Source organism: Pseudomonas sp. 11/12A (assembly GCF_000800055.1).
Classification (GTDB): Bacteria; Pseudomonadota; Gammaproteobacteria; order Pseudomonadales; family Pseudomonadaceae; genus Aquipseudomonas; species Aquipseudomonas mohnii.
The window spans coordinates 4392112-4415937 of record NZ_JUGV01000001.1; the positions used below are offsets into that span (position 1 = coordinate 4392112).

At 60.0% G+C, this 23826-nt stretch carries 24 protein-coding genes, 2 pseudogenes and 1 riboswitch; of the genes and pseudogenes, 12 read left to right on the forward strand and 14 right to left on the reverse strand.

Going from position 1 to position 23826, the window contains the following annotated elements; translation table 11 throughout:
- Positions 1–10: 10 nt before the first annotated feature.
- From GQ39_RS20160 to GQ39_RS20170, 3 genes are all read right to left on the reverse strand, one after another.
- Complete coding sequence (locus GQ39_RS20160; protein ID WP_047533057.1) at positions 11–1897, reverse strand: DUF1302 domain-containing protein; 1887 nt, start codon at positions 1895–1897, stop codon at positions 11–13.
- A gap of 339 nt (positions 1898–2236) precedes the next feature.
- On the reverse strand, positions 2237–3919 hold the full coding sequence (locus tag GQ39_RS20165; RefSeq protein WP_047533060.1) for a fatty acid--CoA ligase: 1683 nt from the start codon (positions 3917–3919) through the stop codon (positions 2237–2239).
- A 144-nt stretch (positions 3920–4063) separates the two neighbouring features.
- Entirely contained in the window at positions 4064–5248 is a 1185-nt protein-coding gene (locus GQ39_RS20170) for an MFS transporter (protein ID WP_047533063.1), read from the reverse strand.
- Positions 5249–5333: 85 nt separating this feature from the next.
- Here GQ39_RS20170 and GQ39_RS20175 point away from each other — a divergent pair, with 85 nt between their 5' ends.
- Positions 5334–6104, forward strand: coding sequence for an AraC family transcriptional regulator (locus GQ39_RS20175; RefSeq protein WP_047539060.1), 771 nt, complete (start codon positions 5334–5336; stop codon positions 6102–6104).
- 2 nt (positions 6105–6106) lie between these two features.
- Here GQ39_RS20175 and GQ39_RS20180 read toward each other — a convergent pair whose 3' ends face one another.
- A complete protein-coding gene (locus GQ39_RS20180) occupies positions 6107–6736 on the reverse strand; it encodes a LysE family translocator (protein WP_047533066.1) in 630 nt (209 codons plus the stop codon).
- Between the two features lie 90 nt (positions 6737–6826).
- Here GQ39_RS20180 and GQ39_RS20185 point away from each other — a divergent pair, with 90 nt between their 5' ends.
- The 3 genes from GQ39_RS20185 to GQ39_RS20195 all read left to right on the forward strand — a co-directional run bounded on the left by GQ39_RS20185 (position 6827) and on the right by GQ39_RS20195 (position 9664).
- Entirely contained in the window at positions 6827–7792 is a 966-nt protein-coding gene (locus tag GQ39_RS20185; RefSeq protein WP_047533068.1) for a 2-hydroxyacid dehydrogenase, read from the forward strand.
- Positions 7793–7825: 33 nt separating this feature from the next.
- Entirely contained in the window at positions 7826–8824 is a 999-nt protein-coding gene (locus GQ39_RS20190; protein WP_047533071.1) for a class I SAM-dependent methyltransferase, read from the forward strand.
- 40 nt (positions 8825–8864) lie between these two features.
- Positions 8865–8990, forward strand: a riboswitch (yybP-ykoY riboswitch).
- Positions 8991–9079: 89 nt separating this feature from the next.
- A complete protein-coding gene (locus tag GQ39_RS20195) occupies positions 9080–9664 on the forward strand; it encodes a TMEM165/GDT1 family protein (protein ID WP_047533074.1) in 585 nt (194 codons plus the stop codon).
- A gap of 88 nt (positions 9665–9752) precedes the next feature.
- On the opposite strand, the gene GQ39_RS20200 is transcribed toward GQ39_RS20195, so the two are convergent.
- On the reverse strand, positions 9753–10571 hold the full coding sequence (locus GQ39_RS20200; RefSeq protein WP_047533076.1) for a M48 family metallopeptidase: 819 nt from the start codon (positions 10569–10571) through the stop codon (positions 9753–9755).
- A 1360-nt stretch (positions 10572–11931) separates the two neighbouring features.
- Between GQ39_RS20200 and GQ39_RS33820 the strand changes: the two are divergent.
- Together GQ39_RS33820 and GQ39_RS33825 are read left to right on the forward strand one after the other, a co-directional pair.
- Positions 11932–12129, forward strand: a pseudogene (locus tag GQ39_RS33820) (HAMP domain-containing protein); the annotation flags it as partial.
- 111 nt (positions 12130–12240) lie between these two features.
- Positions 12241–12984, forward strand: a complete 744-nt coding sequence (locus GQ39_RS33825; RefSeq protein ID WP_404943288.1) for a methyl-accepting chemotaxis protein — start codon at positions 12241–12243, stop codon at positions 12982–12984.
- Between the two features lie 112 nt (positions 12985–13096).
- Here the strand turns inward: GQ39_RS33825 and GQ39_RS20210 are convergent, their stop codons facing one another.
- From GQ39_RS20210 to GQ39_RS20220, 3 genes are read right to left on the reverse strand one after another with little or no spacing between them, the layout of a single operon-like run.
- Positions 13097–13720, reverse strand: coding sequence for an SOS response-associated peptidase (locus GQ39_RS20210; protein WP_047533082.1), 624 nt, complete (start codon positions 13718–13720; stop codon positions 13097–13099).
- A gap of 35 nt (positions 13721–13755) precedes the next feature.
- A complete protein-coding gene (locus GQ39_RS20215) occupies positions 13756–14016 on the reverse strand; it encodes a putative signal transducing protein (protein WP_047533085.1) in 261 nt (86 codons plus the stop codon).
- Positions 14017–14025: 9 nt separating this feature from the next.
- A complete protein-coding gene (locus GQ39_RS20220; protein ID WP_047533087.1) occupies positions 14026–14208 on the reverse strand; it encodes a CPXCG motif-containing cysteine-rich protein in 183 nt (60 codons plus the stop codon).
- A gap of 141 nt (positions 14209–14349) precedes the next feature.
- Here GQ39_RS20220 and GQ39_RS20225 point away from each other — a divergent pair, with 141 nt between their 5' ends.
- Complete coding sequence (locus GQ39_RS20225; RefSeq protein ID WP_177329333.1) at positions 14350–15513, forward strand: 1-acyl-sn-glycerol-3-phosphate acyltransferase; 1164 nt, start codon at positions 14350–14352, stop codon at positions 15511–15513.
- An 80-nt stretch (positions 15514–15593) separates the two neighbouring features.
- Here GQ39_RS20225 and GQ39_RS20230 read toward each other — a convergent pair whose 3' ends face one another.
- Positions 15594–15878: a hypothetical protein gene (locus GQ39_RS20230; RefSeq protein WP_047533091.1), complete on the reverse strand. Its 285-nt coding sequence runs from the start codon at positions 15876–15878 to the stop codon at positions 15594–15596.
- A gap of 191 nt (positions 15879–16069) precedes the next feature.
- Here GQ39_RS20230 and GQ39_RS20235 point away from each other — a divergent pair, with 191 nt between their 5' ends.
- Positions 16070–16276: a hypothetical protein gene (locus tag GQ39_RS20235; protein ID WP_047533094.1), complete on the forward strand. Its 207-nt coding sequence runs from the start codon at positions 16070–16072 to the stop codon at positions 16274–16276.
- A 123-nt stretch (positions 16277–16399) separates the two neighbouring features.
- Here GQ39_RS20235 and GQ39_RS20240 read toward each other — a convergent pair whose 3' ends face one another.
- Positions 16400–16984, reverse strand: coding sequence for a YajG family lipoprotein (locus GQ39_RS20240; RefSeq protein WP_047533097.1), 585 nt, complete (start codon positions 16982–16984; stop codon positions 16400–16402).
- A gap of 204 nt (positions 16985–17188) precedes the next feature.
- On the opposite strand from GQ39_RS20240, the gene GQ39_RS20245 reads away from it, so the two are divergent.
- Both GQ39_RS20245 and mqo read left to right on the forward strand, forming a co-directional pair.
- Positions 17189–17422, forward strand: coding sequence for a hypothetical protein (locus tag GQ39_RS20245; RefSeq protein ID WP_047533099.1), 234 nt, complete (start codon positions 17189–17191; stop codon positions 17420–17422).
- Positions 17423–18161: 739 nt separating this feature from the next.
- A complete protein-coding gene (mqo, locus tag GQ39_RS20250) occupies positions 18162–19670 on the forward strand; it encodes a malate dehydrogenase (quinone) (RefSeq protein WP_047533102.1) in 1509 nt (502 codons plus the stop codon).
- A gap of 104 nt (positions 19671–19774) precedes the next feature.
- On the opposite strand, the gene GQ39_RS20255 is transcribed toward mqo, so the two are convergent.
- The 4 genes and pseudogenes from GQ39_RS20255 to GQ39_RS20270 form a co-directional block, all read right to left on the reverse strand.
- Positions 19775–20062: a PA4642 family protein gene (locus tag GQ39_RS20255; RefSeq protein WP_047533104.1), complete on the reverse strand. Its 288-nt coding sequence runs from the start codon at positions 20060–20062 to the stop codon at positions 19775–19777.
- Positions 20063–20125: 63 nt separating this feature from the next.
- On the reverse strand, positions 20126–20611 hold the full coding sequence (locus GQ39_RS20260) for a hypothetical protein (protein ID WP_047533106.1): 486 nt from the start codon (positions 20609–20611) through the stop codon (positions 20126–20128).
- A gap of 97 nt (positions 20612–20708) precedes the next feature.
- Positions 20709–21181: pseudogene (locus tag GQ39_RS20265) on the reverse strand (WbuC family cupin fold metalloprotein).
- Positions 21182–21185: 4 nt separating this feature from the next.
- The gene (locus GQ39_RS20270) at positions 21186–21743 is read right to left on the reverse strand and encodes a hypoxanthine-guanine phosphoribosyltransferase (RefSeq protein WP_047533108.1); all 558 of its coding nucleotides are present in this window, start codon (positions 21741–21743) and stop codon (positions 21186–21188) included.
- A gap of 164 nt (positions 21744–21907) precedes the next feature.
- Here GQ39_RS20270 and upp point away from each other — a divergent pair, with 164 nt between their 5' ends.
- Positions 21908–22546: a uracil phosphoribosyltransferase gene (gene upp, locus GQ39_RS20275; RefSeq protein WP_047533111.1), complete on the forward strand. Its 639-nt coding sequence runs from the start codon at positions 21908–21910 to the stop codon at positions 22544–22546.
- A 2-nt stretch (positions 22547–22548) separates the two neighbouring features.
- On the forward strand, positions 22549–23823 hold the full coding sequence (locus GQ39_RS20280; protein WP_047533114.1) for a uracil-xanthine permease family protein: 1275 nt from the start codon (positions 22549–22551) through the stop codon (positions 23821–23823).
- Positions 23824–23826 lie beyond the last annotated feature (3 nt).

A 23826-nucleotide genomic window follows, 5' to 3' on the forward strand; every position in this document is an offset into this window, starting at 1 on the left:
AATACAGTGCTTAGAAGTTCACGCCGAAGCTGAGCGCAACGAAGTCGCGGTCATCCACGGTGGTGTACTTGCCGTCGAAGAAGTTGGTGTAAGCCAGGCTCGCGGTGTAGGTGTTCTGGTACTCGGCGTCCAGACCCAGGCTGACCGCTTTGCGACCTTCCTCGAAGTTGCCGCCAGGGCCAGGGGAGTAACCGCTCACGTCATGGGACCAGGCGACGTTGGGCTTGAGGTTCACGCCGGCGAATACGTCGTTGTATTCCCAGATGGCCCGACCGCGATAACCCCAGGAAGTGGCGGTAGTGAAGCCGTCATCGTTACAGTTGCGGCTGCGGTTGTTGGTTGCAGCACCTGGACCAGCACCGTTGATGGTGCTGGTGTTGAGCGCCACGCAGGTGTTCTGGCCGCCGGTGGCAGGCAGCTCGCCTGGCCCGTAGACCGGATCACGGCCGTAGCGGACGTCGGAGGTGCTTTCCAGGCCGCCGACGTGGGTCACGCCCACTTCACCGACCAGGGTCAGACGGCTGGCGCCCATGACCTGATCGAAGAAGTGCGTCAGGGTGGTCTGGAACTGGGTGATTTCCTTACGGCGATAGCCGTGCAGATCCGTGCCCGGTGGTGCGGAAAGCAGCGAAGCGTTGGTCAGCGCGCCGCCCAAAGGACGTACGCCGGCGAACAGGATGTCGGTGGAGTTGAGCTGCACCGGTGCGTTCGGACGGTAGCTGACTTCACCGCTCCACGCCGTACCGGTAGGCAGGGTGGTGGAGAAGCTCAAGCCGTACAGGCGAATGTCTTCCGGGTATTCGACGAAGTAGCTCGAGTTACCCGCGACAATCAGCGGCGCCAGTGCTTGCAACTGCGCCGGCAGCGCCCTGACCCCGGCAAAGGTCGACGCAGGAGCACCGGTGGCGCTGAAGATCGGCGCACGGCTGTGGTAGTTCATGAAATAGGCACCGAATTCGGTGTCCAGCGGATCGAACATGTACTTGAAGGACGCGCCCCATTGGCCGCTGTCCCGTGCATCGCGGTCGCCGGCACGACGCACCAGCACACCTTCGTTGTCGACGTCGACGCCCAGTCGGGTCAGCGTAGGCAAGGCTGCGGCCGGAATGGTCGAACGTTTGTTCAGCACACGCAGGTTGTTGTCGCAGCCGTCGGCAATGATGTCCGGCTGAGAGAAGAAGGTGCCGCAGTTGTCAACGACGGTCTGGTCCCATTCCAGCTGGTAGAACGCTTCGGCCGACAGGTTTTCGGTGAGGCTCTGGGACACGTAGAACATGTTGACCGGGATCAGGCCTTCCTTGATCTCGGCACCCGGACGACGGAACGCGGACACGTCGATCGGGTTGATGGAGTTGATGCCGCCGCCGATGAAGGTACTTTCACCCCAGCTCACCACCTGCTTGCCCAGACGCACGGAACCTGGCTGATCGGCAATGGAATAGTTGTGATAAACGAAGGCATCGAGGATCTGGCCACCAGCGGACTTGGCGCCTTCCTTGCGATTGTCGTCGCTGATGTCCTTGAACGGACGGCTCTCGTCCTTGAGCTCGAAGTCGTACCAGTATTTGCCCCGGACGAACACGCCGGTATCGCCGTACTTCAGTTCCAGGTCATGGATGCCTTTGAAGATCTTCGAGAAGGTTTCACCGCTCTTGAAGTTCAGGTGACCGTCATCGGAAGTCTGGGACAGGCCATGGCCGCCGTTGTTGACGCCGATGAGGTTCTTGTTCGGCTGCTGGGTAGACCAACTGGCACCAATGGACAGGGACGAGTCGAACTGGCCTTCGATTTCACCAACGTTGAAACTGACGCCGAATGCTGGCCCGGCGAGCGTAGAGGCAAGACTGACGGCCAGAGGCAGTTTCGCCCGGCGCCAGAACTGATTTACTGATGTCATCGACGCTACTCCATGTGCATTTTATTGTTATGGCAGTGAGCACTTCTAAAAACGTTGTGGATGACGGGGAGCCAAGGCATCCCGAAGTCATTCCAAAATTGCATCGCCCCGTTTTGTGCGTTTGCTCCGTTCTTAAAAATCCTTGAGCGGACTATAGCCAGCAGGTAGTAGTGCTTGATCCCTCTAAAGTGTGATTTGCACCTGTCAGCCACTCTGGAACAGTCCTTTTGCCAGACCGACGCCCGTCGGCAGGGCAAGGATGGCTTAATTTTCTGATTTGACAAGCCAAGCGCTTGCTTGGTGGGGCCGGCGTGCCCTTGTGGGCACGCCGGAGCACGCTTAAAGCGTGGAAAGGAAGGTACTGTTGTTGGCTTGCCATTCGGTGATATCGACGCGAATTCGCTTCTTGTCGAGCTTGCCGACGCTGGTCTTGGGAATTTCAGTAACAAGAGCGATCTGACTCGGGATCGCCCACTTGCTCAGGTGCCCCAGTTCCACGAACGGTTTGAGGTGTTCCTTGAGTTCCCGGGCATCGATAACATGGCCTTCGCGGACCACCAGCAAGGCAAACGGCCGCTCGCCCCACTGCGGATCGGCAATGCCCACCACTGCTACTTCGCGTACCGCCACATGGCGACTGATCAGGTCTTCCAGGTCCAGGGAGGACACCCACTCGCCGCCGGTCTTGATCACGTCCTTGATCCGGTCGCGAATGTCGATCACGCCCATGCCGTCCAGGGTCGCCACGTCACCCGTGTGCAGCCAGCCCCCGGCCCAGAGCTCGGCGCCCTTCTGCGACTCTTTGAAATACCCCTCGGTCAGCCACGGCGCACGCAGCACCAGCTCGCCCTGGGTCTCGCCATCGGCGGGCAGGAAATTGCCGTCGGCGTCGATGATCGCCGCTTCCACCAGTGGCCCCGGCACGCCAGCCTTGATCCGGTAGGTGGTGCGCTCGTCTTCGGTGCCGGCCATCAACTCGTCGTTGAGGTGCGCGCAGGAGATCAGCGGCCCGGTTTCCGACATGCCATAAGCGGCCGTCAACTGAATGCCCTTGGCCTTCGCCGCTTCGTACAGGGCACGATTGAGTGCACTGCCGCCGATGACGATTTTCCAGCCAGCGAAATCGGTGTTTTGCGCTGCCTTGGCATTGAGGACCATTTGCAGGATGGTCGGCACACAATGAGAGAAAGAGACCTTTTCCTTGCGCCACAGCTCCACCAGAAACTCCGGGTCATAGCGCCCGGGATAAACCTGCTTGAGCCCGAGCATGGTCGCCACATAGGGCAGGCCCCAGGCATGTACATGGAACATCGGCGTGATCGGCATGTACACGTCGTTGGTGCCCAGCAGGCGCACGCTGTCGATCGCGCCCATGATGGTCGACACGCCCATGGTGTGCAGCACCAGTTGTCGATGGCTGAAGTAAACGCCTTTGGGATTACCGGTGGTACCGGTGGTGTAGAAAGTCGTTGCGACCGAGTTTTCGTCGAAATCCTGGAAGTCGTATTGCGGGCTCGCGGCCGCCAGTAGTTGCTCGTACTCGCCGACCAGGTTCGGCAGGTCGGCGGTCTTTTCCGGCAGGTCGGTCAGCAGCAGGGTTTTCTCGACCGTGGTCAGGTGCCCGGCAATCGCGTTGTACAGCCCCACGAACTCGCTGTTGACCAGTACAAAGCGGTCCACGGCGTGGTTCATGGTGTAGAGGATCTGTTCCGGCGACAGGCGCACGTTGATGGTGTGGATGACCGCGCCGATCATCGGAATGGCAAACATGCATTCCAGATAACGATGGCTGTCCCAATCCATCACCGCCACGGTGTCCCCAGGCTTGACCCCGGCCTCTGTCAGCACATTGGCCAACCGAGCGACCCGTTCGATCAAGGTCGGATAGCTGTAGCGCAACTGGTCGCGGTAAACGATCTCGCGCGTTTTCTCATAGCGCGCCCCGGACATCAGCAGCCGTTTGATCAGCAGCGGATACTGGTAGGCGCCTTCGGCTGGGGGGATAACGCGAGTCTGCAACATAAGAATCCCTTTTCTGACTGCACGGTCGTGGCTGAAAGCAAGCACTTTAGTGCCCTTGATCGCCAGCCAAATCAGCCAAAGGAATGATTTGCAGAGCCGCACAAATGCTAGCGTTGCGCCAGCATTTGTCGGTATGCACAGCGCTCAGGCCGTTTGTCCTGCCAAAGCCTCCGAGGGCGTCCGCGGGAAGACCAGGGCCGCCATGAAGGTCAATGCCGCAATCGCCGCCAAAATCAGATAGAGCCCGACCAATCCCTGGAGCGGTTCGACGTAGGCGATCAGAGGAATGGCGGTGGCGCTGGCGCCGAAAGACAGGCAGTAACGCAACGCAAAGACTCGTGACTGCCATTGAGGCGCAACGAAATTGGCAACCATCGCATCGTTGACCGTGACTTGGCCGAACACCACGAACATGAACGCCGCCCCCAACGCAATCACGCCCCAGCCTTCGCCATAGGCGAGTGCGTAGAGCAGCGGCGCCTGGCACATCGTCAGCACCACAAACGGCCACTTGAGACTGACGCGATGCAATACCCGGCCAATGCTCAACTGAGCCACGGCGCCAAAGGCATAAGCCAGGCTGACCACGACACCCAAGGTTTGCGGCGACGCGAACAACTCGTGCAACCGCTCCTGGAACAATTTCGGATAAGTCATCGTCGTCGCGTTGAACACCACGCCGCCGGTCGCCGTAGCCAATGCCAGCACGCCGAACACCACTGCCATGGAGATTCGCTGACCGCCCGCCCCTTTGAGCGGCGTGTGGGGACGCTGGGGGACAGGCTCCTCACGCACCTGCAAGGCGAACCCGACGCCCAGCACCATCGCCACCACACCCGGCAGAATGAACGCCGCACGCCAGCCGAAATGCGCCACCAGCAACCCCGTGATCAGCGCTGAAAACGCCACGCCCAGGTTGCCCCACATGCCATTGATGCCGATCTCCCGGCCACGGTTTTGTGCGTAGGCCACCAGCATCGCGGTGCCCACCGGATGGTAGATCGCTGCAAAAATCCCGATCAGCGTCAGACCAAGCACCAACATTGGTGCGTTGTGGCTCAAGCCGGTAAAAATCGCTGAAGCGCCAATGCCGAAGAAAAAAACCAGCATCATTCGCCGTCGGCTCCAGTGATCCCCCAGCCAACCGGCCGGCAAGGAACAAGCGCCAAAGGCGATGAATCCGCCCAGGGACAAGCCGATCAGCGCCGCGAAATCGAGGGCAAACGCCTGCGTCATGCCGAGCACCGCGGCGGGAAATATGAGCATGAACATGTGGTCGATCACATGGGCGGCATTGATGTAGCGGATTACGTTTCTGGACTGGTTCATCGCGGCACGCTTTACGTTGGAGTGAGCGACCTATGCTAAGTTGGCGAAAAAGCGCATTCCTGACAACAAAGTCATCGGATCTGACATGTTAATCAGCCATTTCCAGCACGGGCCGGTCAGTGCCTATCCCCGAGATTACGTGGATGGCGCACACCAGGAACTTCATCAACATCGCGAAGCGCAGTTACTGTATGCCGTGTGCGGGATGATGCGAGTGGTGACGGCGCAGGGTGCGTGGATCATTCCACCGACCCGCGCCGTGTGGATTCCGCCAAGGGTGGAACATGAGATTTTCATGTCCGGGGAGGTGCGCATGCGCTCGCTCTTCATCGACGCCGAACTGTCGCCGGCGAACCTGCAGCAGTGCTGTGTGCTGGCGGTCACGCCGCTGCTGCGCGAGCTGATCGTGCGGGCAGTGCAAGGCCCGCAGTACGCTGAAAATCCTTTGATTCAGCAACTGATGCTGCAAGAGCTGGCCAGCCTGGAAAACCTTGCGCTGCACATACCCATGCCCGAGGACCGGCGCTTGCAGAGTATCTGTCTGGCACTGCTGCAAAAACCTGATCACCTCAACACGCTGGAGGACTGGGCACAGCAGGTCGGCGCCAGTTCACGCACTCTGGCACGACTGTTTCAGCAACAGCTCAAGATGAATTTCAATGACTGGCGCCAGCAGCTGCGCTTGATGGAAGCCCTGCCCCGCCTGCTCGCCGGGGAAAGCGTGCAGAGCGTGGCGCAGGACCTGGGTTACGGCAGCGCCCGCGCGTTCAGCGCGATGTTCCGTCGTTTGCTGGGAGAAAATCCCCGGCAATACCTGAACACCCTGAACAAGCTGAGCGAACTCGGCGCCACGTAGGATCAGTGCATCTCGGTAAACGCGAGCTTCACACCGATTGCAATCAGTACGGCGCCCATGGTGCGGTCGAACCAGTGCCCCATGCGAGCAAAACCGGCGCGCACACGTTGCTGGCTGAACAGCATCGCCACCAGGCAGAACCAGGTCGCGGTCGCGGCGGCCAGGTAAATGCCGTAGCCGGCTTGCACCATCAGCGGTGTGTGAGGATTGATCACGACGGTGAACAGCGACAGGAAAAACAGCGTGGCTTTCGGATTGAGGCCATTGGTCACGAAACCCGAAGTGAACGCGCCACGGGCCGTGCGTTCGCCCGCTTCCTTGTGCAGATCATCCGCCACCGGTTTGGCCGGTTGCGCCCGCAGGGCCTTGAAGCCGATGTAGAGCAAGTAAGCGGCAGCGGCCCACTTCAAGGCATTGAACAGCACGATCGACTGCGACACGATCAGGCCGATGCCCAGCAGCGAATAGCCGACGTGCAAGAAAATCGCGGTGCCGACACCGAGCGCCGTCCAGATGCCGGCACGACGACCGTGGGTCACACTCTCACGCACCACCACGGCAAAGTCCGGGCCGGGGCTGGCCACGGCCAGCAGGTGAATCAGGGCAACGGTCAAGAACTCTGTCCAGTACATGAAGGCTCCTTTTGGACAAGCGTAACTGGTTGTTTCATCTGGTAGGCTCGCAGATTACGCCTTCAGTTCATTGCACAAAAGGTACAGTTGATGACGAACATTCGCCGCGCCGTTTTCCTCGACCACCCGTCCCTGGATCTGGGCGACCTCGACCTCAGCCCGTTACGCGATTGTTTCAGCGAGTTGCAGCTATACCCCCAGACCCTGCCGGATCAGGTGATCGAGCATCTCAAGGGCGCCACTGTCGCCATCACCAATAAAATCCAGATCGACGCCGCCGCCATGGCCGCCAGCCCCGAGCTGAAGCTGATCCTCATCACGGCGACCGGTACCAACAACGTCGATCTCGCTGCCGCCCGCGCCCACGGGATTAGCGTGTGCAACTGCCAGGGCTACGGCACGCCATCGGTGGCCCAGCACACCCTCATGTTGCTGCTCAATCTGGCCACACGCCTGGCGGACTATCAGAAAGCTGTCGGCGAAGGTCGCTGGCAACAGGCCAAACAGTTCTGCCTGCTGGACTACCCAATCGTCGAACTGGAAGGCAAAACCCTCGGTTTGCTCGGTCACGGCGAACTCGGCGGCGCGGTCGCGCGCCTGGCCGAAGCCTTTGGCATGCGCGTGCTGTTGGGTCAGATTCCAGGCCGTCCTGCCCGCCCGGATCGCCTGCCGCTGGAAGAACTGCTGCCGCAGATCGACGCGCTGACCCTGCACTGCCCGCTCAACGAACACACCCGTCATTTCATCGGCGCCCGCGAACTCGCCTCGATGAAACCCGGCGCTTTCGTGGTCAACACCGCCCGTGGCGGCCTGATCGACGAGCAGGCGTTGGCCGATGCCTTGCGCAACGGCCATCTGGGCGGCGCCGCCACCGATGTTTTGAGCGTCGAACCGCCGACCCATGGCAATCCGCTGCTGGCCCACGACATCCCGCGACTGATCGTCACCCCGCATAACGCCTGGGGCAGTCGCGAAGCGCGGCAACGAATCGTGGGTCAAGTCACGGAAAACGCTCTGGCGTACTTCAGCGGTAAGGCGCTGCGGGTCGTCAGTTGATAAACTGCGGCACTTTTTTCCACAGGAGCAGTTATGGATCCGCGCAGTGAAGTACTGCTTCGTCAGGCCGAGTTATTTCAGGGTTCGGTGCTGCTGGCCGGTTTGCCCGCCGACGACTTGCTCGGTCGCCTGCCGGCCGCTCACGGCTGGTGCTGGCACGCCGGCGACCAGGCGGCCCTGGATGCGCGCTTTGCCGAGCGCAGCCATTTTGGCGTGAATGTCCCGCAGCGCGAGTTCGACAGCGCGGTGGTGTTCCTGCCCAAGTCCAAGGACCTGACCGATTACATCCTCAACGCCGTGGCTTCGCGCCTGGAAGGCCGTGAGGTGTATCTGGTCGGCGAGAAAAAAAGCGGTATCGAGGGGGCGGCCAAGCAACTGAACCCGTTCGGCAAGCCACGCAAACTCGACAGCGCGCGCCATTGCCAGCTCTGGCAAGTCACCGTGGTCAATGCACCGGCAGCCAAACCGCTGGAAAGCCTGGCCCAGGAATACGAATTGCCGCTGGCGGAAGGCCCGCTCAAGGTCATCAGCCTGCCGGGCGTGTTCAGCCATGGTCGCCTGGATCGCGGCAGCGCGCTGTTGCTGGAGCATCTGGACAAACTGCCGAGCGGCCATTTGCTGGATTTCGGCTGCGGCGCCGGTGTGCTGGGGGCGGCGGTCAAACGTCGCTACCCGCACAACCAGGTCACTTTGCTGGACGTGGATGCGTTCGCCGCCGCCAGCAGTCGCTTGACCCTGGCTGCCAACGGTCTGGAAGCAGACGTCATTACCGGTGACGGCATCGACGCCGCGCCTATGGGTTTGAGTGCGATTCTGAGTAACCCGCCGTTCCACGTCGGCGTCCATACCGACTACTTCGCCACCGAGAACTTGCTGCGAAAAGCCGCAAAACATCTGAAAAACGGCGGCGAACTGCGCTTGGTGGCGAACAGTTTCCTGAAGTATCAACCACTGATCGAAGAGCATCTGGGCGTGTGCGCGATCAAGGCCGAGGGACAGGGCTTCAGAATCTACCGGGCCAAGCGCGGTTAAGAAATTTCTGCTTGCCGAATGGATTTTGCCTAGGCAGAATCCGCTCCGTCCTAGGGGAGTAGTCTCCCACGAGCGCCACGCTCGTCCGGCATACGTCAACATACTTGGTCCTCAGACCATGGCGTATGCGACCCAAGCGTCCACATCAGATGGATCGCCGGGGTTTGACAAGACCTATGACACGAACACCTTACCCGGGGCGGGAAGGCTGTACGTGTCATAGCCGTGTCGACCCGCCCCTTAGGAAAACCCCTGATGCTGGATTCACTACTCGTACCTACCGCAATCGTTGCCTTGGCCGAAATCGGCGACAAGACGCAACTGCTCGCGCTCATTCTCGCCGCTCGCTTCCGCAAACCCTGGCCAATCATCGCCGGGATCATCGCCGCGACCCTGGCCAACCACGCGGCAGCCGGCGCGGTAGGCGCCTGGGTGGGAAGTTTCTTCTCGAATACGATGCTGCACTGGATCCTCGCGGCGAGCTTCACCGCCACTGCGCTGTGGACCCTCGTGCCGGACAAGATGGATGACGACGAAGCCAGCACCGCCCGCAAGTTCGGACCGTTCCTGACCACGTTGATTGCGTTCTTCCTCGCCGAAATCGGCGACAAGACTCAGATCGCGACGGTGATGCTCGCCGCGCAATATCCGGAGCTGTGGCTGGTGATTATCGGCACCACGCTGGGCATGTTGATTGCCAACGTACCCGTGGTTCTGGCGGGTAACTTTGCCGCTGAAAAATTGCCACTGACGCTGATTCGTCGGCTCGCGGCTTCGGCCTTTTTCATCCTCGCCATCGTGGCGGTGTACAAGGCGATGCAGAGCAGCGGCTGGGTCTGACGCGTTAGATCGGTATCCAGGAACTGTGGCGAGGGAGCTTGCTCCCTCGCCACAAAAGCTGAAAACATGCAGCTTTTGTTGAATCCGATCAGGACTTCTTGGCCTGCTCGTAAAGCGGCATGACTTTCGGGATGGCCGCCTGCAAGGACGCAATACGACTCGACGAAGCCGGGTGGGTGCTCATGAATTCCGGTGGGGCACCTTCCGAAGCCTTGCTCATCTTGTTCCACAGGGTGATCGCGGCATTCGGGTTGTAACCGGCGCGCGCGGCCAGTTCGAGACCAATCAAGTCCGCCTCGTTTTCATTGGCGCGGCTGTTGGGCAAGGTCATGCCGTAGTTGGCCACGGTGTCGGCCAGTGCCAGGCTGTCCTGGCTCAATCCGAGCAAGGCACCGGCGCCCTGCTTGGCCATTTCGATGCCATAGGCCTTGGACATCGCCTCGCGACCGTGCTCGCGCAGGGCGTGGGCGATTTCATGGCCGAGGATGGCGGCGATTTCGTCGTCGGTCAGTTTCAGGCTGTCCATCAGGCCCGTGTAGAAAATGATCTTGCCACCCGGCCCGCAGTTGGCGTTGAGCTCATCGCTCTTGATCAGATTGACTTCCCACTTCCACTGGGCCGAATCCGGACGAAACACCGGAGCCTGGGCAATCAGTCGATCGGAGATCGCCTGAATCCGCTTGGCATCGTTACTGGTCTTGTCCAGCACACCCTGAGTGCTCGCCTCGCCTACCGTCTTTTGATAAGACTGGGCGTACATCTGATTAACCTCATCGGTGGACAACATGCTGAACATGTATTGCTTGCGTTCAACACCTACGGCCCCACCGCTGGTCGTGTTGACCGACTGACAGCCGGCAAGCAGCAGACTCGCGCTCAGCCCACACAACACCAATGTCTTGTTCATCAAAAAGCTCCGTAAAAACATGCCCGTATCCTATGCGCGCAAATGTATCGACGCCAGATACAATGGATATAAGACGCCGATTTCGTGCAAAGCGCTCACCACTGCAGGAAAAAATTCACAAACCTGCGCACGCCACGGCCAATAAGGTTTCGCCCTTATCCAATTACGACCTCGAACACGCCAAAACAGTCATTTCGGTAACAGCTGCTAATGCCCGCTCCACCTCCTGCCGATACACCTCCGCAGTCGTCTTCTCGCGTGCGGAGCCCCCATGAAATTCAAGTCAATCCAGTTTTCCGTGGCAGCCCTTGCCGGCGCCATTGTTTTAAGTGTCGTCGCAGCACTGGTTGTTTATGCACTGTTTTCCGGGGCACGGACGCAAGACATGGTCCAGGAGCGGACCCAGGCGCAATTCGAGCAGGTGATCGAACAACGCCTGACCTCACTGGCGCAGACCCAGGTCAGCCAGATTCAGCGCGAACTCGAAGCGCCACTGCTGATCGCAGGCGGACTGGTGCGGGTCAATGCACTCATCGGTACGCCGGGTGCCGATGGCCAGCCTTCACTGAGCCTCAGCCGTGAGCAGTTGATCGGCTTGATCAAGGAAAACGTCGCCAGGAACCCGAAAATCCTCGGCACCTACATCGGCTGGGAAAAGGACGCACTGGATCACAACGATGCGGCCTACATCGGGACCAAAGTCGTCGGCATCGACCCCGCCAACGGGCGCTTCCTGCCGTGGTGGTTCCGCAACGAGGACGGCAGCCTCGGCCTCGACAAACTGGTGGATGTCGACGACCAGAAAACCCTGTCCACCGGCGTGCGCGCCAGCGAGTACTACCTGTGCTCGAAGGAAACCAAAAAATCCTGCGTGATTGATCCGGCGCCCTACAAGGTCGGCGACAAGATCGTCATGCTCGCCTCCTTTATCGAACCGATCATGCTCAACGGTGCGTTCCAGGGTATCGTCGGCGCTGACCTGTCGGTGAACTTCATTCAGGAGATGCTTCTGGGCGCCAACCAGAAGCTCTACAGCGGTGCTGGTGAAATGGCCCTGATCGGCGGCAACGGCCGGATCGTCGCCTATACCAAGGACTCGACCAAGTTCGGCGAAAAGGTCAGCGACATCCTCGACAGCAAGCAGATCGCCAACATGGCCAATCTCAAGCGCGGCGAAGTCACCTATACCGTCGACAAAAACCAGGGCCGGATCGAGCTGTACCTGCCCTTCGGCATCGGCCAGACCGACGCGCGCTGGACCCTGATGCTGCAACTACCGCTGGACGCGGTGATGGCCGATCTACAAAAGCTTCAGGCTGACCTCAATACCCAACGCAAATCCGACACCTTCGGCATGGCCATGGTCGGCCTGTTGATTGCCGGTATCGGTTTGCTGGTGATCTGGCTGGTGGGCCACGGCATTGCTCGCCCACTCAAGCAAATGGTCGCCATGCTCGACGACATCGCCCAGGGCGAAGGCGACCTGACCCGCCGCCTGACCAGCGACCGTGCCGACGAACTGGGTTCGATTGCCAAAGGCTTCAACACCTTCCTGGCCAAGTTGCAGGCGATGATCACACAGGTGGTGGCGTCGGTGCAGAGCGTCAGCGACTCGTCGGAACACACCGCCGACATCGCCATTCGCACCAACACCGGGGTGCACAAGCAGATGGCCGAGATCGACCAGGTTGCCACGGCGGTGCACGAAATGACCGCCACCGCCCAAGACGTGGCGCGCAATGCGACCCAGGCTGCGCAAGCCGCCAGCCACGCGGATCAGGCTGCCAGCCAAGGCATGCAAATCGTCCGCGACACCTCGACCTCCATCGGCGCACTTGCGCTGGAAATCGGGCGCGCGGTCGGTGTCGTACAGACCCTGGCCAAGGACAGCGAGAACATCAACGCAATCCTCACCGCCATTCGCGGGATCGCCGAGCAGACCAACCTGCTGGCCTTGAACGCCGCCATTGAGGCGGCACGGGCCGGTGAACAGGGGCGCGGTTTCGCGGTGGTGGCTGACGAAGTGCGCAATCTGGCGCAGAAGACCCAGAAAGCCACGGAAGAAATCCAGACCATGATCCAGCAGTTGCAACAAGGCACGCGGGATGTGGTGCGGGTCATGGAAGATAGCCAGAATCGCACGGACGAAAGCGTGCAACACGCGGCAAAAGCGGCGGAGGCGCTGGAAACCATCACCAAAGCGGTGTCGGTAATCAATGACATGAACACCCAGATCGCCAGCGCCGCCGAGGAGCAAAGTGCGGTGGCCGACGACATCAACCGGAACGTGATCAACATCGGCCAAGTGGCCAATGAAGTGGCCGGCGGCGCGGATGAATCGAGCGCGGCCAGTGCGGATCTGACCAAGCTGGCCGAACAGCAGCGGCGGTTGATCAATCAGTTCAGGGTTTGATTCGAGGGCCCTCATCGCTGGCAAGCCAGCTCCCACACAGACCTGTGGTGTTCACAAATCCACTGTGGGAGCTGGCTTGCCAGCGACGGGGCCGGTCCAGTCGCCAAAGAACTCAACCCGGCGTCAAACACTCCGGCCCATTGAGCTTCGGATCATTGACCATGTTCGCCAGTACCCGTTCGCGCAAGGCTGCGGGCTCGCTGGCCAGCAATGCCTGCAAGGCATGCAACGGCGTTTCGGGGTCGAGCCAGATGTCCTGCGCCGCCGCATCGAGAATCAACGGTCGGCGCTGACTGGCGGCTGGTTGGGTAATCACGGCCGTGCTCAACCACACCTGCTCCTGCACCGGATACGCCTCCCAGATGGCCGCGAAAAACAACGATGAGCCCTCCCCAGGCGTCAACCAGTACGGGCGCTTGCGCGTGGTGCCGCGCCATTCGTAGAAACCGTTGGCCGGCAACAGGCAGCGGCGTTCGCGCAAGGCCTGGCGAAACATCGGTTGTTCGGCAACGGTTTCGGCGCGGGCGTGGGCCGGAGTGCGCGACAGATCGGTCAGCCAGGGCGGCGTCAGGCCCCAACGGGCACGGGCCAACTCGCGCTGACCGTCCGCACCGGCACGCAGCATCAACACCGAATCATTGGGGGAAATGTTCCACTGCGCCTGCTGATCGGCGGGAAAACCGGGCAGGGCCGCGAAGGCGGGATTCCAGCGAAACAGGGCATAACGTCCACACATGGGGCAACACGACTCTTGATCAAACGAACGCCAGCCTAACAGACCAGCGTGCCTGGAAAACTTTCCGGTTCATCGCCGGACAGCGGCAGCGCGGCATTGTACGCGGTGATCAGCTCCCGGGCGTATTGCGCCTGATCGTTCTCCACCGCCAATCCCAGCAGGCCGAAGATCGGCAGTTCGCCGGTGCCGCCCACCAGATCCCGACCGACCAGATGCGCCGCGATGCCCTCACTGGCCAGCATGCTTTGCAGCAACTCGCCTTCCATCAGGTTTTCCGGTTCGTAGATGCGCTGCATAAAGGGTTCTCACTCGTTTTCGCCATGCACGTCGAGCATCCATTCCTGACCATCGGTTTGCAGCGTGAACACAATCGGCCGACAACACACTGGACAGTCCTCAATGTACTGCTGATCACCGCCAGACAAGTCCAGAACCGCCTCGCAAACTTCACCACAATACGGACATTGATAATGCTCGGTTTCCAGCATCGCGGTCTCCCAGGTGACTTGTGCGTATAATCGCCGGTCTATTTGCAGGGCTATTTTTGTCTGACTACTTTTCAGACCGTGCCCCGTCGGTTTTCGATCAAAACCTTTACTTACCCTAGCCGTTTCCAACAAGAGAGCATGATGGGCGAATTCGATGCCATCCGACCTTACGACGACAGCGAAGTCCCAGCGGTGCTGGCACGGTTGCTCGGCGACAAGGCGTTTCTAGATATCCTCACCCACTTCCGCTTCCCGCGTTTCGCTGGCGCTTTAGGCTGGGCGCTCAAACCTCTTATAGCTCATCGGCTGCGTCGTGAGTTCGCCGGCGTCAATTCGGTCGCCTCGTTGCAGGACAAAGTCGAGGTGTATGTCGACCACACCATCGAGAGGGCCACGGACGGTGTGACGTACACCGGCGTCGAGCAGTTCAAGTCCGGCAGCGCCTACGTGTTCATCGCCAACCACCGCGACATCGTGATGGACCCGGCTTTCGTCAACTACGCCGTGTACCACGCCGGCCTGCCGACCCCACGCATCGCCATTGGCGACAACCTGCTGCAAAAGCCCTTCGTCAGCGACCTGATGCGCCTGAACAAAAGCTTCATCGTGCACCGCTCGATCAGCGGTCGCCGCGAGAAGATGGCGGCGTACCAACTGCTCTCCGCGTACATCAATCATTCGATCCGCAACGATTGCGCCTCGATCTGGATCGCCCAGGCCGAGGGCCGGGCCAAGGACGGCGACGACCGTACCGAGTCGGCCATCCTCAAGATGTTCCACATGAGCCGCAAGGACGAGCCATTTGGCGAAGTCATTCGCTCGCTGAACCTCACTCCGGTGTCGATCAGCTACGAATACGACCCGTGCGACCTGGCCAAGGCCCGTGAGCTGTATATCCGAGCCACCACCGGCAGCTACACCAAAGTGCCGGGCGAGGACGACGTCAGCATCGCCAAGGGCATTACCGGCTACAAGGGTCGGGTCCATGTGAACTTTGCCGCACCGATCACCGAGCTGTTCGAAGACACCAAGCAACTGGCCGTCGAAATGGACAAGCAAATCCTCGGCGGCTATCGCCTGTTCCCGGTGCACTACCTCGCCTATGCGCAATGGAAGGACGCCGACCCGCAATTGCAGGTACCGAGCGCCGCCAAGATATTCCCGGCCGACGAACTGGCCAAGGCCCAGGAGCAATGGCAACAGCGCCTGGACGCCTGCCCCGAGGAGCACCGCCCCTTCCTGGTGGTGCAATATGCGACGCCGGTACGCAATCAGTACCGTGTGAAGGCAGGATTGCCGCTGTAAAGCTGTTCGCGGATACGACAACGGCGCCTTTGGGCGCCGTTTGTTTTTTCTGATCAACCCACACAGGGTTCAGGTCAACTTCAGACCCGCGTGCTGATCCACGACACCAGCAACGCCAACCCCAGGCAGGCAAAACCGAAGCTGTAGAAAAACCGGTTCATGCGCACGGTCGCGCCATCAAGAAACAACATGGGCTCATCGATGCGACGACTCTGGCTCTGCGCCTCGAGGCTGGCCATCGCGCGCTGCTCGCGGCGGCGGGTCGCGTGCAGCAGCCATCCGCCGGGGCAAGCAAAGAGCAAGGCCAGCAGATTGATCAATTTGGCGGGATGGGAGGTAAACAGCGTCATCAAATGCAGCGACATCATGGGCCTCGGGGGAAACAGATGTGGCAGACGCCGAACCGACGACCGCGCGCGAATTCTACCGAAAGCCTGGGCGTCTGCCCGCTCTTTCCGACAAATAACAAGCATTTGACCAACGGTTGTCCTGCGTCACGACACCGTCATCTGTATCGGTCAGTCTGTCGCCCCTCGAAACCGACAGGGACCGTGTCATGTTGCACGCAGAAAACCAGGATCGCCTCTACCTCATCAATCACAGCGACGAACAACAAGCCCTCGTCGGCAGCCTCGCTTTCAACGTTCAGGACCGCCATTGGCTGGTGTATTGCGCGCTGGGCGGCCATCAACATGCGGACTTGCCCGAAGCGGATTTGCTGACAGGCGTCAGTGTGCTGGATTTTTACTCGCAAGCAGCTTGATACCACGTCCCCCTGTAGGAGCGAGCCTGCTCGCGATGGTCGTTAACGATTACGCGGGGTATCTGATGCCCCGCGGCGTCCTCAAGTCCATCGCGAGCAGGCTCGCTCCTACAGGGGCTCGCATTACTCGCCGAGAATCTGCCCCACGGTCGGATCCTTGAACAGTCGGGTCAAGGCATCGCTCAACACGTCGCTGACCAGCTTGGTGTTGGTTTCCTGGTTCGGCGCCATGCCGAAACGCTGGTCCAGGGATGAACCATAACGACCGCTGTAGCGACGATTGGCGTTCTGCACATCGGAGCGGAAGGTCGCGCCGATGGTTGCCTCGGTCACATACATGCCTTCTTTAGGCGACTGATACTTCAGCTCGGTCAGGGTCACGGTCAGTTGTGGCGCATTCATCGCGTTGGTTGTCGGGGTGAAGCCCAGCAGGCGCACGGCGGCTTCGGCTTGAGCCTGCAACTTCGGCAGGATCTGCTGGCCTTGCACGGTAATCGCGCTGGTTTCCGGGTACAGGCCACCACGGGTGCCCAGGGTCGGCGACGGACGGCCGTCCACCACACGCACCACCACCGGCTGACCGTGGCCTACCGGCGCCAGTTGAGCGGTGAGCTTGGGTTCCGGGCTCAGTTGTTGCGGACTGTGGGCGCAGCCGACCAGCGTCAAGCTGGTCACAGTGATCAAACCGAACAACAGGCGTTGCAACATGCTCTTCTCTCCAGAATCAGGCACAAACAGGCCGGCAGTATAGCGGTGCGCCACTGCGGCTAACTAGGGTCATGCAACGATTACTGAAATCTCTGACACACCCTCGCCCACGCGGTTCCTGTCACACATTTTTCATCCGCCATTCACTTGCGTGTCACGACTGGCTGTCAACTTTGTCGGTAACCACCCAAAAGGTAATCCGCCATGCGTTTTCTCGTTTCGCTGTTCACCCCACGTCCGCGCCACCGCAGCTTTGCCCTGCTCGACAGCAAGGGCCATTGCCAGGCATTCAAGCAATGCAGCCTTCAACCGATGGGCGATGGCTGGGTCGAAATCGAAGAAATTCGCCTCAACTGGTTGCACCGACCTCTGCCCGCTGGCGCCCGCATCAGTCAGCATCAATCCCGTTCGCGGGTGCAACATCTGCTAACGACCTGACCAGACGCCTAATAAAAGTCATTAAACACGACCATTTCCCTGCATTTCTTAGATACAATCTCCCCCCGATTATAAGGACGTCTCCTGATCGGGCCTCGCAGCATCGTCAATGCCCAGGTATTGGCACCCCGCACCGCCCACAGAGAGCCGCCCACACAGATCGAGTGAAGCTGGCGCGCTTGCTGTTTTCTTCGGCAAAACCTCCACTTACCGCGAATCTGTAGAGCTGTCATTACGCTCGGTCACTGAGCTGTTTGCCCGTTTTGCCTGCCATGGTTTCCCTGGCGGCAAGCCATCCGGGCACGGTGCCAGGCTGGGACAGCCCTTTTTTGAGGTTCACGTCTTCAAAAGAGCGTGAAAAAAACGGGTTTTCACAACTTCACAAGAGTGTGGCGAGCAAATGAATAGTTTTGCGTCTGAACATGCACCATTAGCGTCTACAACAGCCCAACGACACAGGATCGAGTACTCCTCGAACACCGGAGCCTGAAGCCTGTCCGCTACGGATTTGGTTGCACAAACGGAAGTATCGACCATAAGTCGAATTGCCTCCCGCGCGCTGAAATGAGTTCATATGGCTCATAGGCCCGGCAGGTAGCGTCCGTCGAAGTTGCGAAAAATTGCGAAGATTCGGACATGGCAATCCTGGCCATGAGTACCTGGGGCATCACTGACACGCCCCGGAACGCCTGGCAGCCATGCCGTCAATTTGGTGCTGCAGATTTTGGAGACGCGTTAAATGGCGCATAACGAAGCAGTCGACGTAGTACTGGTTGGGGCCGGCATCATGAGTGCCACCCTCGCGGTACTGCTCAAAGAGCTCGACCCCGCGATCAAGCTGGAAGTCGTCGAGCTGATGGATTCCGGTGCTGCGGAAAGTTCAAACCCTTGGAACAACGCCGGCACCGGTCACGCTGGCCTGTGCGAGTTGAACTACACGCCGCAGGCTGCCGATGGCACCGTCGACATCAAGAAGGCCGTGCACATCAACACCCAGTTCGAGGTGTCGAAGCAATTCTGGTCGTACCTGACCAAGAAAGGCACGTTCGGCTCATGCAAATCATTCATCAGCCCGGTTCCACACCTGAGCTTCGTGCAGGGTGAAAGTGGTGTGTCGTTCCTCAAGGAACGCTTCAAGGTGCTGAGCAAGCACCACGCCTTCTCCAGCATGGAGTACACCGAAGACAAGGCTAAAATGGCAGAGTGGATGCCATTGATGATGCCTGGCCGCGACCCTGGCGAAACCCTCGCCGCCACCCGCGTGATCAATGGCACCGACGTCAACTTCGGCGCCCTGACCAACCAGTTGCTCAAGCACCTGACCAGCGCACCCGATGCCCAGGTCAAGTACTGCAAGCGTGTGACCGGCCTGAAGCGCAATAACGGCGGCTGGACCGTCAGCATCAAGGACGTCAACAGCGGCAGTTCCCGTGATGTCGATGCCAAATTCGTTTTCCTCGGTGCTGGCGGCGCGGCGTTGCCACTGCTGCAAGCTTCGGGCATCGAAGAGAGCAAAGGCTTCGGCGGCTTCCCGATCAGTGGCCAATGGCTGCGTTGCGACAACCCGGAAGTGGTCAAGCATCACCAGGCCAAGGTCTACAGCCAGGCTGCCGTGGGTTCGCCACCGATGTCCGTACCGCACCTGGACACCCGGGTCGTCGATGGCAAGAAGTCCCTGCTGTTCGGACCTTATGCCGGTTTCACCACCAAGTTCCTCAAGCACGGTTCCTTCATGGACCTGCCGATGTCGGTTCGCGCCGGCAACATCGGCCCGATGCTCGCCGTGGCGAAAAACAACATGGACCTGACCAAGTACCTGGTCAGCGAAGTGATGCAATCGATGGAACAGCGTCTGGAATCCCTGCGCCGCTTCTACCCGGAGGCGAAAGCCGAAGACTGGCGCCTGGAAGTGGCTGGCCAACGGGTACAGATCATCAAGAAAGACCCGAAGAAAGGTGGCGTCCTGCAATTCGGCACCGAACTGGTCGCCGCCAAGGACGGTTCCCTGGCCGCGCTGCTCGGCGCTTCGCCGGGTGCCTCGGTGACCGTTTCGATCATGATCGAGCTGATCGAAAAATGCTTCCCGGGCAAAGCCAAGGGCGAATGGGCTGCCAAACTGGCAGAAATCTTCCCGGCCCGTGAGAAAGTCCTGGAAACCGACGCTGCGCTGTATCGCAAGATCAACGCGCAGAACAACGTCGCGCTGGAACTGGTTGAAGCAAGCAGCGAAACCGAAAGCTACGCTTGATTGAGCCACACAAAAAACGCCCCGTTCTCATTGAGAGCGGGGCGTTTTTTTTATGGGCGGTCAACCTATCGTTGTAGCGACGGAGCTTGCTCCCTCGCTACAAATCAGCCGCGCGCTTTCTCGATCAGCTCGATGTAATCCGCTGCGTTGCGCTGATCCTTGATCAGGGCGACAAAATCATTGCCGTGCTCGTCCTTGCCGTTCAGGTCCAGACCGGCCTCGACGAAGAACGTCAGAAAACGCTCGAAATCATCGATACGCAGGCCACGATAAGCCTTGATCAGTTTGTGCAACGAAGGCGAAGTGGCGTCGACCGGTTCGAAATCGAGGAACAACTTGATCTGCTCATCGCCGATCTCGTCACCAATCACTTGTTTCTTATCTTTACGCATTGCCGACTCCAGCTCGCAGACATTTCACGGGGCGGGCAGTTTACCCCTGCGCGGGCCCGGCACTCAACGCGGACGAACACTGCCAGTGTGAAGATCGGCCCAGATATGGCCATTGGCATAACTGAGGAACTGGCAATACACCGTGTCATTGCGCAGCAAGTCCATCACCACCCGGTAATGAGCCAGGGGGTAATAGAGCGTCAGGGTCTTGCTCTTGTCGTCGTAGGCCGGTTTTTTCAGGCTTTTGCTTTCGCCGTCGAAGTTGACCAGCACCTGATTGATCGTGGCGCCCTTGTTCAAGGATTTGCCCTTGAGGCGGATCGACAGCGGCGAGGTGACCGGAATCGGTTGCTGGTTGGATTGGCGTTGCGCACCAACCACCACTGAATAGTCGGTGACCTGCATCAGTTGTTGCTGCTCAGGCGCGGCATCGCGCAGGGTCAGGTCATCCGGTGGCAGGAACTGCGCATGCATCGACGCCGGGGCGGCGGCCAGGGGAAGGCTGAGGGTCAGCAACAGGGCGGCGCAGCAGCGGATCGAACGGCTCATGACAGGCTCCGGAATCGGGGCTGAGCACTCTAGCATGAGCTAACAGGACTGGAGGGGTGAACACATCTCTTGCAGGCTCGCTCCTGCAGGTCATGGTTCAGTCGAACTGCGCGCGCATCCAGGCGTGATACTCCGCGACACCCGGTTCACCTTCACGCGGTGCCCAGTGGGCCTGCTCGCCTTCACCCACCGGGCGGTAAGGACCGGCCTTGCATTCGAACATCAGGCTGTCGGCCTCCAGCGCCACCAGACCATGGAACACGCCAGCTGGCAGGTCCACGCCAACGCAATCACCACCGGCCTGCAGGACCGACCTGCTCAGCACTGCACCGGATTCGTCGAAGATCAACAAGCCCAGCTTCCCCTTGAGCACCAGCAAGGTTTCAGCCTTGTTTCCCCCAGGTGCCGGTGAGGCGGGATATAGGTGGTGGGCTGCAAACCCACCGCCATGCGGTGACAAGCCTCTTCCATCTGGTGGAAATTGTGATGTTGGCGCCCGCGAGGATTAGCCGCGGCTTTCTCGGCCAGTTCAGCGAACAGCGTTTGATCAAGAAAGCTCGCGTTGGTCATGGTCTTACATACCTTTAACGGCAAAAATCCCATTGGCGTTGCGCCAGTAGCCTTTGTAGTCCATGCCGTAGCCGAAGATGTAACGGTCGATGCATGGCAGCCCCACGAAATCGGCCTTGAGATCCGGACGCGCCTTGCGGTCATGGTCCTTGTCGATCAGCACGGCGGTGTGCACTTTGCGCGCGCCGGCGTGTTTGCAGAAGTCGATGATCGCGCCCAGGGTGTGACCTTCGTCGAGGATGTCATCGATGATCAGCACGTCGCGGTCGATGAACGACACTTCCGGCTTGGCCTTCCAGAACAGCTCGCCGCCGCTGGTTTCGTTGCGATAGCGGGTGGCGTGCAGGTAGGAGGCTTCTAGCGGGAAATGCAGATGGGTCAGCAGTTTGCCGGCGAAAATCAGCCCGCCGTTCATCACACAGAACACCACCGGATTGCTGTCTGCCAGTTGTTCGTTGATGTGCGCACCGACGCGAGCGATGGCCGCCTCGACTTCAGCTTCGGTGTACAGGCAGTCAGCCTCTCGCATGATTTGACGGATATGCTCGAGATCAGCGGACATGGTGCTCTCCAGGGGGTGACGGATTCGGGAAAAGCGGGCAAAGGTACGCATCAAGCGAGGCCAGATCAAGCGTTTGTGGACTAACGTACTGAATGTCTATAGGACAACACCCTCGGATAGATTAATCTAGGCCGGTTTTTTTGCCCGCCGCCGGAGCCTTTCCCATGCCCATCCTCGAGATCCGCCATCCGCTGATCCGTCATAAACTTGGCCTGATGCGCCGCGCAGACATCAGCACCAAGAATTTCCGTGAGCTCGCTCAGGAAGTCGGCGCCCTGCTGACCTATGAAGCCACCAAAGACCTGCCGCTGGAAACCTACGATATCGAAGGTTGGTGCGGCACCGTGTCGGTCGAGAAAATCGCCGGCAAGAAAATTACTGTAGTACCGATCCTGCGCGCCGGCATCGGCATGCTCGAAGGCGTGCTGAGCCTGATCCCGGGCGCCAAAGTCAGCGCCGTGGGCGTGGCCCGCAACGAGGAAACCCTCGAAGCCCACACCTATCTGGAAAAACTCGTACCTGAAATCGACGAACGGCTCGCGATGATCATCGACCCGATGCTCGCCACCGGCGGCTCGATGGTCGCCACCATCGACCTGCTCAAGAAAGCGGGCTGCAAGGACATCCGCGCCATGGTGCTGGTGGCCGCGCCGGAAGGCATCGCCGTGGTCGAGAAAGCTCACCCGGACGTGACCATCTACACCGCTTCCATCGATGAAAAATTGAACGAGCACGGTTATATCATCCCGGGCCTGGGCGATGCCGGTGACAAGATCTTCGGCACCAAGCAGAAGGACGCTTGACCATGCAGGATGAGTTCAACGATCCGCTCTGGCGCACGGTACTGTCCGGTGCACAGATGCTGTTCGTGGCCTTCGGCGCCTTGGTGCTGATGCCGCTGATCACCGGCCTGGACCCGAACGTGGCGCTGTTTACCGCCGGCCTGGGGACGATTCTGTTCCAGATCGTCACCGGGCGTCAGGTGCCGGTGTTCCTGGCCTCGAGCTTTGCCTTCATCACCCCGATCATCCTCGCCAAAGGCCAGTTCGGCCTGGCCGCGACCATGGGCGGCGTGATGGCGGCCGGTTTCGTCTACACCTTCCTCGGCCTGGCCGTGAAGATCAAAGGCACCGGTTTCATCGACCGTTTGCTGCCGCCCGTGGTCATCGGCCCGGTGATCATCTCCATTGGCCTGGCCATGGCGCCGATTGCCGCCAACATGGCGATGGGCAAGGCCGGTGACGGCACTGAGCTGATTCATTACCAGACGGCGATGATGATCTCGATGCCAGCGTTGCTGACCACCCTGATCGTCGCGGTGTTCGGCAAAGGCATTTTCCGCCTGGTGCCGATCATTTCCGGCGTGCTGGTGGGGTTTGCCATGGCGTTCTACTTTGGCGTGGTCGATACCGCGAAAATTGCCGCCGCACCCTGGTTCGCCATCCCGCACTTCACTGCGCCGGAATTCAACTGGCAGGCGATCCTGTTCATCGTTCCCGTGGCGCTGGCTCCGGCCATCGAGCACATTGGCGGTGTGATTGCCGTGGGTAGCGTGACCGGTCGCGATTACCTGAAAAAACCCGGCCTGCATCGCACCCTGCTCGGCGATGGCATTGCCACCACTGCTGCCGGCCTGTTCGGCGGTCCACCGAACACCACCTACGCCGAAGTCACCGGCGCCGTGATGCTGACCAAGAACTACAACCCGAAAATCATGACCTGGGCGGCAATCTTCGCCATCAGCCTGGCGTTCATCGGCAAGTTCGGCGCACTGCTGCAAAGCATTCCGGTGCCGGTGATGGGCGGGATTCTCTGCCTGTTGTTCGGCTCGATCGCGGCCGTGGGCATGAACACGCTGATTCGCCACAAGATCGACCTGGGCGAAGCACGCAACCTGGTGATCGTGTCGGTGACCCTAGTGTTCGGGATTGGCGGCGTACTGGTCGGCACCGGCACTGGCCCCGATGACTTCGGCCTCAAAGGCATCGCGCTGTGCGCGGTGGTGGCGATTGCGCTGAACCTGATTCTGCCGGGCAATGACAGCTGGAAGCACAAGAAGGCGGATGAGCCGCTGCTGTAACAG

What these genes read in the sequence shown, in the direction of transcription:
- GQ39_RS20160 (WP_047533057.1), bottom strand. Translation starts at nt 1,897, where the DNA reads ATGACATCAGTAAATCAGTTCTGGCGCCGGGCGAAACTGCCTCTGGCC.
- GQ39_RS20165 (WP_047533060.1), bottom strand. Translation starts at nt 3,919, where the DNA reads ATGTTGCAGACTCGCGTTATCCCCCCAGCCGAAGGCGCCTACCAGTAT.
- GQ39_RS20170 (WP_047533063.1), bottom strand. Translation starts at nt 5,248, where the DNA reads ATGAACCAGTCCAGAAACGTAATCCGCTACATCAATGCCGCCCATGTG.
- GQ39_RS20175 (WP_047539060.1), top strand. Translation starts at nt 5,334, where the DNA reads ATGTTAATCAGCCATTTCCAGCACGGGCCGGTCAGTGCCTATCCCCGA.
- GQ39_RS20180 (WP_047533066.1), bottom strand. Translation starts at nt 6,736, where the DNA reads ATGTACTGGACAGAGTTCTTGACCGTTGCCCTGATTCACCTGCTGGCC.
- GQ39_RS20185 (WP_047533068.1), top strand. Translation starts at nt 6,827, where the DNA reads ATGACGAACATTCGCCGCGCCGTTTTCCTCGACCACCCGTCCCTGGAT.
- GQ39_RS20190 (WP_047533071.1), top strand. Translation starts at nt 7,826, where the DNA reads ATGGATCCGCGCAGTGAAGTACTGCTTCGTCAGGCCGAGTTATTTCAG.
- GQ39_RS20195 (WP_047533074.1), top strand. Translation starts at nt 9,080, where the DNA reads ATGCTGGATTCACTACTCGTACCTACCGCAATCGTTGCCTTGGCCGAA.
- GQ39_RS20200 (WP_047533076.1), bottom strand. Translation starts at nt 10,571, where the DNA reads ATGAACAAGACATTGGTGTTGTGTGGGCTGAGCGCGAGTCTGCTGCTT.
- GQ39_RS33825 (WP_404943288.1), top strand. Translation starts at nt 12,241, where the DNA reads ATGGCCGAGATCGACCAGGTTGCCACGGCGGTGCACGAAATGACCGCC.
- GQ39_RS20210 (WP_047533082.1), bottom strand. Translation starts at nt 13,720, where the DNA reads ATGTGTGGACGTTATGCCCTGTTTCGCTGGAATCCCGCCTTCGCGGCC.
- GQ39_RS20215 (WP_047533085.1), bottom strand. Translation starts at nt 14,016, where the DNA reads ATGCAGCGCATCTACGAACCGGAAAACCTGATGGAAGGCGAGTTGCTG.
- GQ39_RS20220 (WP_047533087.1), bottom strand. Translation starts at nt 14,208, where the DNA reads ATGCTGGAAACCGAGCATTATCAATGTCCGTATTGTGGTGAAGTTTGC.
- GQ39_RS20225 (WP_177329333.1), top strand. Translation starts at nt 14,350, where the DNA reads ATGGGCGAATTCGATGCCATCCGACCTTACGACGACAGCGAAGTCCCA.
- GQ39_RS20230 (WP_047533091.1), bottom strand. Translation starts at nt 15,878, where the DNA reads ATGTCGCTGCATTTGATGACGCTGTTTACCTCCCATCCCGCCAAATTG.
- GQ39_RS20235 (WP_047533094.1), top strand. Translation starts at nt 16,070, where the DNA reads ATGTTGCACGCAGAAAACCAGGATCGCCTCTACCTCATCAATCACAGC.
- GQ39_RS20240 (WP_047533097.1), bottom strand. Translation starts at nt 16,984, where the DNA reads ATGTTGCAACGCCTGTTGTTCGGTTTGATCACTGTGACCAGCTTGACG.
- GQ39_RS20245 (WP_047533099.1), top strand. Translation starts at nt 17,189, where the DNA reads ATGCGTTTTCTCGTTTCGCTGTTCACCCCACGTCCGCGCCACCGCAGC.
- mqo (WP_047533102.1), top strand. Translation starts at nt 18,162, where the DNA reads ATGGCGCATAACGAAGCAGTCGACGTAGTACTGGTTGGGGCCGGCATC.
- GQ39_RS20255 (WP_047533104.1), bottom strand. Translation starts at nt 20,062, where the DNA reads ATGCGTAAAGATAAGAAACAAGTGATTGGTGACGAGATCGGCGATGAG.
- GQ39_RS20260 (WP_047533106.1), bottom strand. Translation starts at nt 20,611, where the DNA reads ATGAGCCGTTCGATCCGCTGCTGCGCCGCCCTGTTGCTGACCCTCAGC.
- GQ39_RS20270 (WP_047533108.1), bottom strand. Translation starts at nt 21,743, where the DNA reads ATGTCCGCTGATCTCGAGCATATCCGTCAAATCATGCGAGAGGCTGAC.
- upp (WP_047533111.1), top strand. Translation starts at nt 21,908, where the DNA reads ATGCCCATCCTCGAGATCCGCCATCCGCTGATCCGTCATAAACTTGGC.
- GQ39_RS20280 (WP_047533114.1), top strand. Translation starts at nt 22,549, where the DNA reads ATGCAGGATGAGTTCAACGATCCGCTCTGGCGCACGGTACTGTCCGGT.